This is a genomic window from Pseudomonas sp. 2024-210 (assembly GCF_045062345.1).
Classification (GTDB): Bacteria; Pseudomonadota; Gammaproteobacteria; order Pseudomonadales; family Pseudomonadaceae; genus Aquipseudomonas.
This window is the reverse complement of sequence record NZ_JBJGEJ010000012.1, coordinates 20,747-35,664: the sequence shown is the minus strand read 5'-3', so window position 1 is coordinate 35,664 and position 14,918 is coordinate 20,747. Positions and strand designations below refer to the sequence as shown.

General features: G+C 55.9%; 11 protein-coding genes. 4 read left to right on the top strand and 7 right to left on the bottom strand.

Going from position 1 to position 14,918, the window contains the following annotated elements; all coding sequences use genetic code 11:
• Nucleotides 1-75: 75 nt before the first annotated feature.
• Nucleotides 76-1,626 (bottom strand): EAL domain-containing protein, encoded by a 1,551-nt coding sequence (locus tag ACI7MX_RS16480; RefSeq protein WP_405585608.1) that lies wholly within the window; start codon nt 1,624-1,626, stop codon nt 76-78.
• A 312-nt stretch (nt 1,627-1,938) separates the two neighbouring features.
• Between ACI7MX_RS16480 and hppD the strand changes: the two genes are divergently transcribed.
• Nucleotides 1,939-3,015: a 4-hydroxyphenylpyruvate dioxygenase gene (gene hppD / locus ACI7MX_RS16475; protein WP_314485190.1), complete on the top strand. Its 1,077-nt coding sequence runs from the start codon at nt 1,939-1,941 to the stop codon at nt 3,013-3,015.
• A gap of 49 nt (nt 3,016-3,064) precedes the next feature.
• Here hppD and ACI7MX_RS16470 read toward each other — a convergent pair whose 3' ends face one another.
• From ACI7MX_RS16470 to ACI7MX_RS16460, 3 genes are read right to left on the bottom strand one after another with little or no spacing between them, the layout of a single operon-like run.
• The gene (locus ACI7MX_RS16470) at nt 3,065-3,706 is read right to left on the bottom strand and encodes a DUF1345 domain-containing protein (protein WP_314485194.1); all 642 of its coding nucleotides are present in this window, start codon (nt 3,704-3,706) and stop codon (nt 3,065-3,067) included.
• 55 nt (nt 3,707-3,761) lie between these two features.
• Nucleotides 3,762-6,863, bottom strand: a complete 3,102-nt coding sequence (locus ACI7MX_RS16465) for a multidrug efflux RND transporter permease subunit (RefSeq protein ID WP_405585605.1) — start codon at nt 6,861-6,863, stop codon at nt 3,762-3,764.
• 2 nt (nt 6,864-6,865) lie between these two features.
• Nucleotides 6,866-8,023: an efflux RND transporter periplasmic adaptor subunit gene (locus tag ACI7MX_RS16460; protein WP_405586044.1), complete on the bottom strand. Its 1,158-nt coding sequence runs from the start codon at nt 8,021-8,023 to the stop codon at nt 6,866-6,868.
• Nucleotides 8,024-8,198: 175 nt separating this feature from the next.
• On the opposite strand from ACI7MX_RS16460, the gene ACI7MX_RS16455 reads away from it, so the two are divergent.
• Both ACI7MX_RS16455 and ACI7MX_RS16450 read left to right on the top strand, forming a co-directional pair.
• On the top strand, nt 8,199-8,900 hold the full coding sequence (locus ACI7MX_RS16455; RefSeq protein ID WP_405585602.1) for a response regulator transcription factor: 702 nt from the start codon (nt 8,199-8,201) through the stop codon (nt 8,898-8,900).
• 4 nt (nt 8,901-8,904) lie between these two features.
• Entirely contained in the window at nt 8,905-10,200 is a 1,296-nt protein-coding gene (locus tag ACI7MX_RS16450; RefSeq protein ID WP_405585599.1) for an ATP-binding protein, read from the top strand.
• Between the two features lie 12 nt (nt 10,201-10,212).
• On the opposite strand, the gene rarD is transcribed toward ACI7MX_RS16450, so the two are convergent.
• The 3 genes from rarD to ACI7MX_RS16435 form a co-directional block, all read right to left on the bottom strand.
• Nucleotides 10,213-11,094 carry an EamA family transporter RarD gene (gene rarD, locus ACI7MX_RS16445; RefSeq protein ID WP_405585596.1) on the bottom strand — a complete coding sequence of 294 codons (882 nt, stop codon included), beginning with the start codon at nt 11,092-11,094 and terminating at the stop codon, nt 10,213-10,215.
• A 272-nt stretch (nt 11,095-11,366) separates the two neighbouring features.
• Complete coding sequence (locus ACI7MX_RS16440; protein ID WP_405585593.1) at nt 11,367-12,869, bottom strand: MFS transporter; 1,503 nt, start codon at nt 12,867-12,869, stop codon at nt 11,367-11,369.
• An 86-nt stretch (nt 12,870-12,955) separates the two neighbouring features.
• Nucleotides 12,956-13,591 (bottom strand): TetR/AcrR family transcriptional regulator, encoded by a 636-nt coding sequence (locus ACI7MX_RS16435; protein ID WP_314485207.1) that lies wholly within the window; start codon nt 13,589-13,591, stop codon nt 12,956-12,958.
• A 105-nt stretch (nt 13,592-13,696) separates the two neighbouring features.
• On the opposite strand from ACI7MX_RS16435, the gene ACI7MX_RS16430 reads away from it, so the two are divergent.
• Complete coding sequence (locus tag ACI7MX_RS16430; RefSeq protein ID WP_405585590.1) at nt 13,697-14,902, top strand: MFS transporter; 1,206 nt, start codon at nt 13,697-13,699, stop codon at nt 14,900-14,902.
• Nucleotides 14,903-14,918: the final 16 nt, after the last annotated feature.

Sequence of the window (14,918 nt, the reverse complement as noted above, 5' to 3'; positions counted from 1 at the left end):
GCCAAGCCGTGCAGGCCTACAATTTTAAAAAAACTAAAACGCAACCCGCTGTGTTATCGCGCATCACCTTTTTAGTTACCCCGGGTTAACTCGATGGGCCTGCATAGCCTTGATAAAGCCATGGGCATCAAGTGGCCGAGAGAATAAATACCCTTGTAAAAAATCGACACCCTTGGACGAGAGATACTCACTTTGTTCGGGTGTTTCTACGCCTTCAGCAACAATACCCAAATCCAGTTTTGCGCACAGGTCAATAATGCTGTCGAGAATATGTCCGGACAGTGCATCTGCGCCAATCATGGCCACGAAGCTCTGGTCAATTTTAAGGTAGTCAACGTTGAGTTCACGTAAATAGTTCAAGCTGGAGTGGCCGGTTCCAAAGTCATCCAGAGCGATCATCACCCCCAGCGTGTGCAGTGCGTCAAACAATGCGTGGGTAATGTCCGTTGGAACCACCAACTCCCGCTCGGTAAGTTCCAATACAAGAACGACGCTTTGCGCAGGGAAGGCGCTTAGAAATTGACGGCAATCCTCGATCAGCTCCAGGTTATGGCAATGAAGTGCCGTGATGTTGAACGCTATATGAAAGCGAGGGGCCAGGATGCTGACATGAGGAGCAAGCAACTCGGCCGTCTGGCGCATCAATGAACGGGTCATGGGGACAATTAACCCGCAATGTTCGGCCAAAGGGATAAACAAGTCAGGGCGCACCAGCCCCTCTGTGGGATGCTGCCAACGCATCAATACTTCGGCTCCGGCCCATTGTTTGCTATCACCCAGTACCACTGGCTGGAAATAAGGCACAAACTCCTTGGCATCAAGGCCGCGCTGTAACTCACGGGACGGTGAAGTTGCACGTTTTTTCAAGCGCAAGACAGTCGCTGCTGAAATACCGCCCAGCAAGATAAGTAGACCCAGAAGCACCGGGCTTTGATCAATCATGTGGCCCATGGCTGTTCCGCTGCCAAACCCCGCCACAACGCGATAGGGATAGTGTGTTGACGCGACCTCAACCTGGCTGACAGGAAAATCTTCATGAGGAAGACTTCGCACTTTGCCATAGCGATCTATCCAGTTATTGCCGACCTCAATCAGTAACTGAGTTTTCGGATTAATCAGCCCCAGTGCGTTGACCAAATGAAAGCCATACAGGCTAATCAAGACCGAACCTTGATCTTTGTGGTCGCGGTAAACCAGCAATGGTTCATCGGGCGTAACAGGATTGCCACTCATCAGCCACAGCATGCCTTCGGCATAGTGAGTCGGATCAACGGTTTCTTTAAAGTTTCCGAATAAAGAGGTGCAATAAATCTGGTTGTCCCACACCAGATTGACCGAGCGAACAAAAGGCCGGCGTGCGACTTGGTCACGCAGGGCCAATTCAACCTGCGGGCAGTCCTGACCTGCCAACGGTAATACCGCGTTGGCGGCAAGGGCGGCATTGTCCAGCATCAAATCAAACTGACGGATCGCTTCTTCACCGGTTTGCCTGGCTTCAAGTGTCAGCGTGCGGTGTGTCTGCCACACCATGATGACGATGCCTAGAATTATGGGTAACAAGCCGCTCAGCACAACCAAAGCGTAGCGCTCAGTCCAGTTGCGGTTCAGCTTGGGCATAAAAGGCATTCAGGATCCTGTCTAAAGAAGTAGAGAGAAGACTAGGCTAGCATTGCTGGCGAGGTCTTCACATGAGGTAAGACAAACTCGATTACGCCCTGTAGAATCGATTTACGCATACAAGAATAAATGACTTCTGTACTCAGGAGCTCTTCCGCGTAAGAGATGTGTCGACATGAAGACATTTGGGTTTCAACTGATTTACGGTGATTTTCTGGCGCGTAGTGTACGCGGGATCTCCTGTGCGCCTCCTGCCAGCCTCAGCATTCTTAGCAAATAACCTTCTGTTAATTCTAAAAATGAACCTGATGAGGCGCCAAAATGGCCGATTTATACGAAAACCCAATGGGCTTGATGGGCTTTGAATTCATCGAATTCGCATCCCCGACTCCCAATACCCTTGAGCCTATTTTTCAAATCATGGGTTTCACCAAGGTCGCGACACATCGCTCCAAAGATGTGCACTTATACCGTCAGGGCGAGATCAATCTGATTCTCAATAATGAACCTCACAGTGTCGCTTCTTACTTTGCCGCCGAACATGGCCCGTCGGTGTGCGGCATGGCTTTTCGGGTGCGCAATGCACAAAAGGCTTATGCCCGGGCGCTGGAGTTGGGCGCGCAGCCGATTGAAATTCCGACTGGCCCGATGGAACTGAATTTGCCTGCTATCAAGGGCATTGGTGGCGCACCACTGTACCTGATTGATCGCTACGGTGAAGGCAGCTCGATTTATGACATCGACTTTGTGTTTATAGAAGGTGTCGATCGCCATCCGGTGGGCGCGGGCCTGAAAATCATCGACCACCTGACCCACAACGTCTACCGCGGGCGCATGGCGTATTGGGCAAATTTCTATGAGAAGCTGTTCAACTTCCGCGAAATTCGCTACTTCGACATCAAGGGCGAGTACACCGGTCTGACGTCCAAGGCCATGACCGCCCCTGACGGCATGATTCGCATCCCGTTGAACGAAGAGTCGTCCAAAGGTGCAGGGCAGATCGAAGAGTTTTTGATGCAGTTCAACGGCGAAGGCATTCAACACGTGGCTTTCCTCAGTGATGATCTGATCAAGACCTGGGACGCGCTAAAGCGTATCGGTATGCGCTTTATGACTGCACCGCCCGAAACCTACTACGAAATGCTCGAAGGTCGCTTGCCTGGACATGGCGAGCCGGTGGGGGAGCTTCAGGCGCGGGGCATTTTACTGGATGGTTCTTCCGACTCGGGAGACAAGCGGTTGTTACTGCAAATCTTCTCGGAAACCTTGATGGGCCCGGTGTTTTTTGAATTTATTCAACGCAAGGGTGATGACGGCTTTGGTGAAGGCAACTTCAAAGCGCTGTTTGAATCCATCGAGCGTGATCAGGTGCGACGCGGAGTGTTGACGGCGGATTAAACCTGAGCCGCCGGACTTTGTCCGGCGGCTACACGGCGCATCGTCAAGGTTAAAACAAGCCCGCCGCAATATTGATTGAAAACCCTAATACCGCCGTGTTGAACAAAAAGCCCAGCAACGAATGACCCAGTACTGCTTTGCGCATCTCTCGAGTGGCGATCATCACATCTGATGTTTGAACCGCCACGCTCAGGGTGAACGAGAAGTACAGGAAGTCCCAATAATCAGGGTTTAATTCGCCTTCAGGAAAACGCAAAGCCGGTTCCGTGCCCTCATCGGTGTAGAAGAGTTGCGCGTAATGCAGGGTGAAAATCACCCCGATCATCAACCAGGCCCCCAGCACTGTGAGGCCGGCAAAGGCGTAACGCATTACCTGTTCTGCATGACTGAACCGAGTGTTGCTATCCGATAATTCAAGAATGATCGCCACAAGGCTGGCAACTGCCGCAAAACAGACGATGAGGAGCACCATGCTGCCATTTTCATCTTCTATTTCAGCGGTGCGTTTCACGTCATAGGTGTTGGCCCGCAACATCATCCAGAAGCTCAACAGCAGATAAAGCCAGACTGCGGCATTCCAGCCTAAAAGAAACTTTGTGGTCAGCGTGGCAGCAGGTGTGAATATTCCCACTGCCACACCCAGCACAGTGGCGATGGTCAAGCGAGGGTGTGTACGGGCTAGGTGCGGCATCGACGTTACTGTCCTTGTAAAGTGTGTCACTGAACCTTAGCACGTACAGCGTCCCTTAAAGCTGGCGAGGTTTAGCGTTGACCAGCTTCATCACCACCACAAAAAATACCGGTACAAAGACTACCGCCAGAGTGGCCACGATCATGCCGCCTATCACGCCTGTGCCGATGGCTTGCTGGCTGGCTGAACTGGCGCCGGTGGCAAAAGCCAGCGGCACCACGCCAAGTATGAAGGCCATTGAAGTCATGACGATCGGACGCAAGCGCAAGCGTGCAGCTTGTACCGTGGCGCTCACTAAATCATGCCCTTCGTCGTACAGGGTTTTGGCGAATTCGATGATCAGGATCGCGTTCTTCGCCGACAAGCCGATGATGGTAATCAAACCCACCTTGAAGAACACATCGTTGGGCATGCCGCGAAAGGTCACTGCCAGTACGGCGCCAAGCACGCCCAGCGGGACGACGAGCAAGACCGCAGTGGGTATCGACCAGCTTTCATACAGCGCTGCCAGACACAGAAACACGATCAGCAACGACAAGCCCAGCAGGATTGGGGCTTGCGCCCCTGATAACTTTTCCTGCAAAGACAAGCCCGTCCATTCCAGCCCCAGACCCGCCGGCAGTTGATCCACCAGACGCTGAACTTCAATCATCGCTTCGCCGGTGCTGTGACCGGGCGCCGACTCGCCGGAAATACTGATAGCCGGGTAGCCGTTATAACGCGTCAGTTGGGCGGGGCCTTGTATCCAGCGGGCCTCGACAAAGGCTGACAGCGGTACCATTTTTCCGAGGTTGTTACGCACGTTGATCTTGAGCAGGTCTTCGACCTGACTGCGCTGATCGCCTTCAGCCTGAACCACCACACGCTGCATGCGCCCCTGATTGGGGAAGTCATTGACATAGGCCGAACCCACGGCGGTCGACAGCACGCTGCCGATGTCGGTAAACGAAATGCCCAAGGCATTGGCGCGTTTACGATCCACTTCAAGCTGCACTTGCGGGCTTTCTGCCAGAGCGCTTTCGCGGACATTGACCAGCACCGGACTTTTCTCGGCCAACGCCAGCAGCTCGGTACGGGCCTGCATCAAGGCGTCATAACCGACACTGCCGCGGTCTTGCAGACGAAATTCAAATCCGCTCGAGGTGCCCAGGCCACTCACAGCCGGAGGCAGGATGGCGAAAGCAATTGCATCCTTGAGCTCAACGAACGCTTGGTTGGCACGCTCAGCGATCGAAAACGCCGAGTCTTTGCTGCCTCGCTGCGACCAGTCATTCAGGGTGGTGAACGCCAGCGCTGCGTTTTGTCCGTTGCCTGAAAAGCTAAACCCCAGAATCATCGTGGTATTGCCAACACCCGGTTCACTGGCGTTGTGCGCCTCGATTTGCTTGACCACGTCGATGGTGCGGTTTTGACTGGCGCCCGGTGGCAGTTGAATATCGGTGATGATGTAACCCTGATCTTCGACCGGTAAAAAGGAGGAGGGCAGGCGTGCAAAACACACCACCAGCACCACCAGCAATGCGCCGTAAAGCAGCAGATAACGCCCGCTGCGTTTGATCAGATGGATGACCCAATGTTCATAACGCTCTGACAGGCGATCGAACTTTTTATTGAACCAGCCAAAGAAGCCGCTCTTGGTGTGATGTTCGCCTTTAGCGATGGGCTTGAGCAGGGTGGCGCACAATGCGGGTGTCAGCGACAGGGCCAAAAACGCCGAGAACAGGATGGAGGTGGCCATCGACAACGAAAACTGCTGATAAATGACGCCTACCGAACCCGGCATGAAGGCCATCGGTATAAAGACTGCGACCAGCACCAGGGTGATGCCAATGATTGCCCCGCTGATTTGCGTCATCGCTTTGCGCGTAGCGTCACGAGGCGACAAGCCTTCGCTGACCATGATTCGCTCGACGTTCTCCACCACGACGATGGCATCGTCCACCAAAATACCGATGGCCAGCACCATACCGAACATGGTCAGTACGTTGATCGAAAACCCCAGTACTAGCATGACCGCAAACGTACCCATCAGTGCCACCGGCACCACCAGCGTCGGAATCAGCGTGTAGCGAACGTTCTGCAAAAACAGAAACATCACGGCAAACACCAGCACCATCGCTTCAACCAGCGTGTAGACCACTTTGGTAATCGACACTTTGACAAAGGGTGTTGTGTCGTAGGGGATGGTGTATTCCACCCCGGCAGGGAAGTAGCGGCTCAATTCGTCCATCTTTGCGCGAATCAGATTGCCAGTGCTCAAGGCATTGGCTTCGGGGGCCAGCTTCACGCTGAAAGCGCTGGCGGATTTGCCATTGAGGCGGGTGCCGTACTGGTATTCCTGACTGCCGATTTCGACCCGTGCCACATCGCTGATACGCACGGTGGAGCCGTCCGGGTTGGCGCGTAAAACAATATCGCCAAACTCCTGAGGCGTGGAAAGCTGGCCTTTGACCAGCACCGTAGCGGTGATTTCCTGGGTTTTGCTGCCCGGCAAATCACCAATGCTCCCCGCCGCGACCTGGGCGTTCTGGCTGGCAATCGCTTGGTTAACGTCTGCGGCGGTTAGGTTGAAACCTATCAGCTTTTGCGGGTCGATCCAGATGCGCATAGCCCGTTCAGCCCCGTAGAGCTGTGCCTTGCCGACGCCTTCTACGCGCTTGATTTCGTTCATGACATTGCGCGCCAAGTAATCACTGAGCGCCACTTCATCGAGCGTGCTGTCCTTGTCAGCGGTCAGGGTCACCAGCATCAGGAAGCCCGAAGAGATTTTCTCGACTTGCAGGCCTTGCTGAATCACGGCTTGTGGCAAGCGTGACTCCACCGCCTTGAGACGGTTTTGCACATCCACCTGAGCCATTTCCGGATCTGTGCCGGGTTTGAATGTTGCGGTAATGCTTGCGCTACCCAGGCTGCTCTGGGATTCGAAATACAACAGGCCATCAGTGCCGTTGAGCTCTTGCTCAATCAAGCTGACCACACTTTCGTCCAGGGTTTGTGCCGAGGCACCGGGATAGACCGCGTACACCTCCACTTGAGGCGGCGCGACGACCGGGTATTTGGCCACGGGCAGTTGCGGGATGGCCAATGCGCCAGCCAGCAAGATGAACAGTGCCACGACCCAGGCAAAGATAGGGCGGTCGATAAAAAACTGCGGCATGCTCACTGATCCGTGGAGTGTGCGAGGGGGAGAGTCGGGTTGTCGATGTGTACCTGTTCGCCCACACGGGCGTGTTGCAAGCCCTGAATCACAATCTGGTCGCCGGGCTTGAGCCCTTCGTTGACGATCCATCGATCATTTTGGACGCCACCCAGCTGTACGGGTTGTTGCTTGACCCTGTTCTCGGCGTCCAGCAACAGCACTTGGGCAACGCCTGCGCTGTCGCGCAATATCGCGCGTTGCGGCACTGTGATTGCTTCTTTATTAACCGCCTGTTCCAGGCGCACGCGCACAAAACTGCCGGGCAACAGGTCATGATCCGGGTTGGGGAACTCGCTGCGCAAAATGATTTGGCCGGTGCTGGGTTCAACGCTCACGTCGGTAAACAGCAGCTTGCCCGGTAACGGATAAAGGCTGCCATTGTCACGAATCAACGTTGCTCGGGCCTGATTGTTGCCTATTTGCTGGAGTTCGCCGGCACGAAACGCTGCGCGCAAGTTATCAACGTCACGGGTGGACTGGGTCAGATCAACGTGGATCGGATTGAGCTGTTGTATCCGCGCCATTGGCGTCACTTCGCCTTGCCCCACCAACGCACCCTCAGTCACCAGCGCCCGACCAATACGCCCAGAGATCGGTGCAGTCACGGTGGCATACCCGAGGTTGAGCTTTGCCCGCTGCACGGCTGCCTGATTGGCGGCTACGTCGGCGTTAGTTTGCTGCGCTTGTGCTTGAGCGTTGTCATAGTCCTGACGGCTGATGGCGTTAATGCCGATCAGATCGGCGTAACGTTGCTCTTGCAGTTTGGCCTGCTGTGCGATTGCCCTGGATTTATTCAGGGCTGCCTGTGCGCTGTCCAGATCAGCTTTGAACGGTGCCGGATCAATCAGAAACAGCACATCCCCCTGTTTCACTTCAGCGCCTTCGCTGTACACACGCTTGAGGACTACGCCGGCCACGCGGGCGCTGACTTGCGCCACACGCGGGGCAACCACTCGGCCGCTCAGTTCATTGTTGATCGAGAGTGGGGCCGTCGCGACCACCTCTGTGCGCACCTTTGCCAAGGGCGCTGGAGTTTGCGCAGCGGGACTTTTGTCACAAGCAGTCAGGGCCAATGCCAGCGCCGAAAGGCAGAGCGGGGCGAAAAGCTTTTTCAACAGGTGTGCCTTCTTATAAGTGCAGGATGTTTCTGTAAAGTACTTGGCATGCTAAGCGCAGTGCGCAAGGGGCGTTGTGAAGCTATGTAGGATCTATGTGAAAAAGTGTGAAGGTTATACACCCAGGGGCGTAGGGTTATATATCCTTCGGGGTTCCCCCCTGATGTAAGCATTTATTATGCCCACTATCTTACTGGTTGAAGACGATGCAGCCTTGTCGGAGCTGATTGCCAGTTACCTGGAGCGAAATGGCTATCAGGTCAGTGTCATTGCCCGAGGGGATCAAGTACGTGCCCGTGCTAAAAGCAACCCGCCGGACCTGGTCATTCTCGACTTGATGTTGCCGGGCCTGGATGGCTTGCAGGTGTGCCGCTTATTGCGCACGGACTCGCAGAGCCTACCGATTCTGATGCTGACCGCCCGCGACGATAGCCACGATCAGGTGCTAGGGCTAGAGATGGGCGCCGACGATTATGTGACAAAACCTTGCGATCCCCGTGTGTTGCTGGCCAGAGTCAGGACGTTGTTGCGGCGCAGTAGCTTGACTGAACCCAGTGTGGCCAGTGACCGCATCGTGATTGGCAACCTGAGTATCGACCTCTCGGAGCGCACAGTGACGTGGCGAGGGCAGGCGGTTGAGCTGTCCAGCGGCGAATATAACTTGCTGGTGGTGCTGTCCCGCCACGCGGGCGAAGTGCTGAGTCGCGATCAGATCCTGCAACGCTTGCGCGGTATCGAGTTCAACGGCACAGATCGTTCAGTGGACGTGGCCATCTCCAAGCTGAGGCGCAAATTTGACGATTGCGCTGGCGAAGCCCGCAAAATCAAAACGGTGTGGGGCAAGGGGTATTTGTTCAGCCGTAGCGAATGGGAATGCTGAGTCCATGTTCAAGGTTCTGATCCGGTTGTACCTGATCACCATCTTCACCTTTGCCGCTGCCATTTATGCAGTGCCCGAACTCATTGTGTCGCTGTTTCATGAGCGCTTTGTCAGCTACAACGTGGACATGTCCCGGGGGATGCAAACGCTTTTGGTCAAACAATTCAAAGAGCGGCCAGTGGAGCAGTGGTCCGCCTTGGCACACGAACTCGATGAGCAGTTCAAGCCTATAAGGGTCAATTTGCTGCCCATTACGGCTCCCAAGTTTGACGCCAGGGAGCAGGAGCAGTTGGCGCAAGGCCAAGGGGTTTTGCGCATTGGGGAGTGGGGATGGCGAACCCTGGTGGTGTCGCCGCTCAACCAGGAGCTGGCGCTGGAATGGGTCATGCCGCCTGATCCATTTGACATGAATGTGCTGTATTGGAGCATCAACGTACTGATTGGCGCCGCTTTGCTCGGCGCTTTGTTGTTGTGGTTACGCCCGCACTGGCGTGATCTTGAGCGCCTCAAACGCACGGCTGCGCGGCTGGGCCAAGGGCAATTGAGTGCGCGCACACAGATATCGCCGCGTTCCAATATTCACGACCTGGCCAGCGTCTTCGACACCATGGCTCAAGATGTCGAGTTGCTGCTCAATCAACAGCGTGAGCTGCTCAATGCCGTGTCCCACGAATTACGCACACCGCTGACCCGGCTTGATTTTGGCTTGGCACTGGTGCTGTGTGACGACCTGCCCGAGGCCAGTCGTGAACGTTTGCAATTAATGGTCGGGCACATACGCGAACTGGATGAGCTGGTATTGGAACTGCTCTCGTTCAGTCGCCTGCAAAATCCCAAGCTGATGCCGGAGCGCGTTGACGTCGCACTGGACGAATTTATCGACAGTATTTTGGGCAGCTTCGATGAGGCGCTTGAGTCCCCGGACATCGTTCTGGATGTGCGTTTGCTGGGCACTCAGCAACGATGTGTGCTGGACCCGCGCCTAACGGCTCGTGCACTGCAAAACCTGCTGCGCAATGCCATGCGTTACTGCGACAGGCGCATTCAGTTAGGTGTACATGTGTCGGCTACGGGGTGTGAGCTGTGGGTGGACGACGATGGAATTGGCATTCCACAGGCAGAGCGTGAGCGCATTTTCGAGCCTTTCTATCGGCTTGATCGTAGCCGTGACCGGGCTACGGGCGGCTTTGGCCTTGGGTTGGCGATTAGCCGACGCGCCCTGGAAGCCCAGGGCGGTACGTTAACCGTGGAGCCATCACCCTTGGGCGGTGCCCGCTTCAAACTCTGGCTACCGATTTGAAGCGGGCCGGCTTTAGATTGAGCGGCGTTGGCGGCTCACATGCTTCAAGCCTTCAATAATCAACACCACCACAGCAAGCCAGATCGGGCCGTAAGTCAGCCATTGGCCGTCTTCGAGGTTGTCACCCAGCAACAGAGCGACGGCCACCAGCAATACCGGCTCGACGTAACTGAGCAAGCCAAACAGGCTGAAGGGCAGCAGGCGGCTGGCCAGGATGTAAGCAAAGCCTGCAGCGGCACTGATCACACCCATCAACGGTACGAGTGCATACAAAGCCTGACGTTGTGCGCCGAGATCAATGTGCCCGCCCGCGAGTACAAACCACAGGGCGACGGGCACCATAAGCAGCATGTCCAGCCACAGCCCACCGAGGTTGTCGATACCGATCTTTTTGCGCAGCACGAAGTACAGTGGGTAGCCGATGGCTACTACTAGTGTCGTCCATGAAAAACCGCCCGTTCGGTACAGTTCATTGGCCACGCCAACAACGGCCAGTGCCGTGGCTATTTTCTGCAAGTGCGACAGGTGCTCACCGTAGACGATGCGCCCAGTGAGGATCATTGTCAGTGGCAACAGGAAATAGCCCAGAGACACGTCCAGACCATGCCCGTTTAAAGGCCCCCACATAAACATCCAGAGTTGCAGGCCGACCAGGAAGCTGGTGAGCAGCACACAAGGAATCAGTAGAGGTTTATCGCGTAAGAGCTTGAAAATTATAGGGACCCATTTCCAATCACCGGACAGGTAGATGAATAGAGTCATAAAGGGCAGCGAAATAAGTATTCGCCAGCCGAAGATTTCTTGGCCATCAAGGGGCCAGAGGAGGGAAGTGAAGTAGTACAGGACGCCGAACAAGCAGGAAGCCAAAATCGATAAAACAATACCTTTAGACACAACAACCTCAATGGATCTACAACGTTACTCATTTGAGTGGGCACGTAGCTTGAGGGTGTTGGGGGCCATTGGCAAACACGTTTTAAACCAGTTACTTAGGACTGATTCTTGTTAAGCAAGATCAATTCTAAATATCCCAAGCAAATACTGGGCCAAATCCGTTTAAAACGTGCGTTCGTGTTTTTGAAATAAAAGATTAACGGTCAGTTCTGGCGGCCTGATGGGTGGGTAGGGAGTGCCAAATCTCGAAACAGCCGAGGATGAGTGAGCGGTTATTTTCCTCCCTTGTAGCTGCTAAGCATGATGAACACGACGATGCCGAGAATTCCCATCATTACGGAAGATGTCATCAGCAGCAGCTCATGAGCGGCTGAAAAAGCTTCTTTAGCCGCCTCTATGAGTGCAGTACTTTGGGGCTCGACCAAACGGTTAGCGACGACATAACTATCGCCAATCGAACGTGCCGCACGCTCTGCCAGATCGTTATCGAGATCAACGGCTAGCGAAATCCTCTGGCCAAACAAAGCGGACATGAATACGCCGAAAAAGGTGATCCCTAACCCGGTGCCCAGTTCATAGGCGGTGGCTTCGAGCGCACCTGCCGCTGCGCCTTTACTGGGCTCCACCGAGCCCATGATGGCGATGGACGAAGCCGTCAGGCCGATGCTGAGCGTCAGACCCAGCAACGCCAGCATCGCCGGCACCATGAAGCCGGACGTATGGAAGTCCGCGAAGGCTAGAAACGCCAAGGCGACGGCGGACAACACCAGCGATGCACTCGCGACCAGACGCAATCCGCATAAGTTAGACAGATAGCCAGCAATGGGACCTCCCACGGCGGCGGCAGCCATGATCGGTATCATGAAGATGCCCGCCTGCAACGGTGTTCTGCCCAGCACGTATTGCAGCTCTTGCGCCAGCGTCAGCTCGACGCCAGCCAACGCAACCGTCGCCACCGTGGCCATAATCATTCCGGCCAGGATCGCCGGGTGTGAGAACAACGACAGATCGAGCATGGGCTGCGCCGAGCGCAATTGCATGCGCACAAAGACGGTCAGCAGCCCAATCCCCAGCAGCGCCACGGCTAACGCCATGGCCAGCGGTTGCGTCGCGCTGGCGGCAGCCTTGATGCTGTACACCAGCGCGAGCATGCCAGCGACCAGCAGTAGGGCTTGGCCCAGCCCCCAAGTACCCGGTGTGGTGTGTAGCGTGCGGGGTAGCAGGAGGAACACCAGCGGCGCGACCACCAGCATGATCGGCACGTTGATCAGAAAGGCCGAGCCCCACCAGAAGTGCTCCAGCAGCGCACCGCCAATCAAAGGCCCTAGCGCAGCGCCTGCGGCACCAACCGTCCCCCACAGGCCCAGGGCCATAGCACGCTCGTTTTCGTCCTCGAAGGTACGGCGAATGATGCCCAGCACGCAGGGCAAAATCATCGAGCCGCCCAAGGCCAGCAGCACCCGTGCACCGATGAGCAGGGCCGGGGTCGGCGCAAAGGCGGCCAGCAGTGAGGCGAAGCCGAATATGACCAACCCGGTGAGCAACACGCGACGGTCGCCGATGCGGTCGGCCAAGGTGCCCATGGGCACCAGCAAACCCGCCATCAGCAGCGGGTAGATGTCGATGATCCACAACACCTCGTTGGCCGAGGCTCCGAGCGCTAAGGTCAGGGAGGGCACGGCGATGTGCAAAATGGTCATGTCGATGACCACCGGCAGGAAGGCCAGCATGACGGCTAACAGAACCAGCCAGCGGCGGGGATTAATTGTAGGCATGGACACACTCTAGTAAGCCGCGGTTACTGCGCAAATGTCTGAGGTATTGCGCTCATTCAGATCACCACTGAGCGACTTGGAGGATACTACCGGGCTGGCGATTTCCGGGCGGCGCAACACGATGCATCCCATAACGTCATGATGTGCGTCACCGCGTTGTCTATTTGTTTGAGGGGCACGCCGTCTCGGGCCAGTACTGAAATGCCCAGCAGAAAGCTCTCAAACACCGTGGCCAATGCCTCGGGCATAACCGTCGGTAAGAGCTCTCCGGATGCTATAGCGCGTTCGACACACGCCAACATCCCTGCACGGTTCAAGGATCTTGCTTGAGCCAGTGGCTGGGAGATGGCTTGGCTTTCATCCGTGCAGGCGCTCAGCAGACCCAGCGCCACCATGCATCCTGCGGGGTGGCCGGGTTCACATTGCATTTTCGCGGAGCGCCGCAGCGTCAATTCGATCGACGTTCTCGGGGAGAGCGTAGTGTCAAAGAGGCTATCGGTCACCCGGCCGTGGGTGTTCAGATAACGTTCCATCACTTCATTGAACAGCGCCTGCTTTGAGCCAAACGCAGCATAGAAGCTGGGGGCGGTTATACCGCCGCCGATATTGGCCTTGAGCTGGCTGAGCGATGTTGCGTCATAGCCGTGCTCCCAGAACAAATGCATCGCCTGAGTAATCGCCACGCTACGGTCAAAGGTGCGTGGACGTCCCATCTGTGCCATGTGAACCTCCTGTCGATCACTTCAATACTAGTCGATATATAAGTCATTGACGAGATCGCGGCACACCTCCATATTGTATCGATCAGTATATAAGTGAGGTGGCAGATGACTACAGAACAGCGACCTAGCGGACAGCTTCCGCTTGGGGCCCTGCTTGCACTGGCGATGACGGGTTTCATTTGCATTGTCACTGAGACCTTGCCAGCCGGTTTGCTACCCGAAATCGGCAGTGGCCTGGGTGTCTCTGCGTCTCTGGCCGGGCAGATGGTGACTGTGTATGCGTTGGGGTCGTTACTGGCGGCCATCCCGCTGACCATTGCCACGCAAAGCTGGCGCCGCAGAACGGTACTGCTGGTGACCGTTGTTGGCTTCCTGGTATTCAACTCGCTCACGGCACTTTCATCCGATTACTGGCTGACGCTGATTGCGCGGTTTTTCGCCGGGGTTTCAGCGGGACTGGCCTGGAGCCTTATCGCGGGCTATGCGCGGCGCATGGTCGCTCCTCATTTGCAGGGGCCCGCATTGGCGGTGGCGATGGTGGGTACGCCGATCGCGTTGTCGTTGGGCGTGCCAATGGGAACTTGGCTGGGTGGATTCATGGGCTGGCGCATGGCCTTTGGATTGATGTCCGGCATGACCTTGGTGTTGATCGTTTGGGTGCTGATCAAAGTGCCTGATTACCCAGGCCAATCATCCTCACAGCGCCTGCCGTTACGCCAGGTATTCTTCACTCCGGGCGTGCGCTCGGTATTGGCAGTGGTCTTCACCTGGATGCTGGCCCACAACATTCTTTACACCTATGTCGCGCCCTTCGTGTCCAGGGCCGGGCTCGACAGAGACGTCGATTTGGTCTTGCTCACATTTGGTGTCGCGGCGTTGGCCAGCATCTGGCTCACGGGCCGACTGGTTGACCGGCACCTGCGAACAACCGTTCTGGCCAGCCTTGCACTATTCGCAGCGGTTTCGATTTTCCTCGGTGTGTTCTCAGGCTTTGCCGTGGCCGTTTACGCGGGGGTCTTCATTTGGGGGCTGACCTTTGGTGGTGCGGCCACCCTGCTGCAAACAGCACTCGCCGACGCCGCCGGCAAGGGCTCTGACGTTGCGCTCTCCATGAACGTAGTGGTCTGGAACAGTGCTATTGCCGGCGGTGGACTGCTCGGTGGCGTGTTACTGGGCCAATGGGGAACGAGTGCATTTGCTGGCGTGTTGCTGGCGCTGCTAGTGATCAGCCTGGCCATTGCATTTCGGGCAAAAGCGCATGGTTTTCCGCAAGGTCAACGGCATACCACCCAGGCAATCCACGGGCATTGATCAGGGCATTGCACGC

Coding starts and splice junctions, on each gene's coding strand:
- ACI7MX_RS16470 (WP_314485194.1), bottom strand. CDS start 3,706: ATGCCGCACCTAGCCCGTACACACCCTCGCTTGACCATCGCCACTGTG.
- hppD (WP_314485190.1), top strand. CDS start 1,939: ATGGCCGATTTATACGAAAACCCAATGGGCTTGATGGGCTTTGAATTC.
- ACI7MX_RS16455 (WP_405585602.1), top strand. CDS start 8,199: ATGCCCACTATCTTACTGGTTGAAGACGATGCAGCCTTGTCGGAGCTG.
- ACI7MX_RS16450 (WP_405585599.1), top strand. CDS start 8,905: ATGTTCAAGGTTCTGATCCGGTTGTACCTGATCACCATCTTCACCTTT.
- ACI7MX_RS16435 (WP_314485207.1), bottom strand. CDS start 13,591: ATGGCACAGATGGGACGTCCACGCACCTTTGACCGTAGCGTGGCGATT.
- ACI7MX_RS16480 (WP_405585608.1), bottom strand. CDS start 1,626: ATGCCTTTTATGCCCAAGCTGAACCGCAACTGGACTGAGCGCTACGCT.
- ACI7MX_RS16430 (WP_405585590.1), top strand. CDS start 13,697: ATGACTACAGAACAGCGACCTAGCGGACAGCTTCCGCTTGGGGCCCTG.
- ACI7MX_RS16465 (WP_405585605.1), bottom strand. CDS start 6,863: ATGCCGCAGTTTTTTATCGACCGCCCTATCTTTGCCTGGGTCGTGGCA.
- ACI7MX_RS16440 (WP_405585593.1), bottom strand. CDS start 12,869: ATGCCTACAATTAATCCCCGCCGCTGGCTGGTTCTGTTAGCCGTCATG.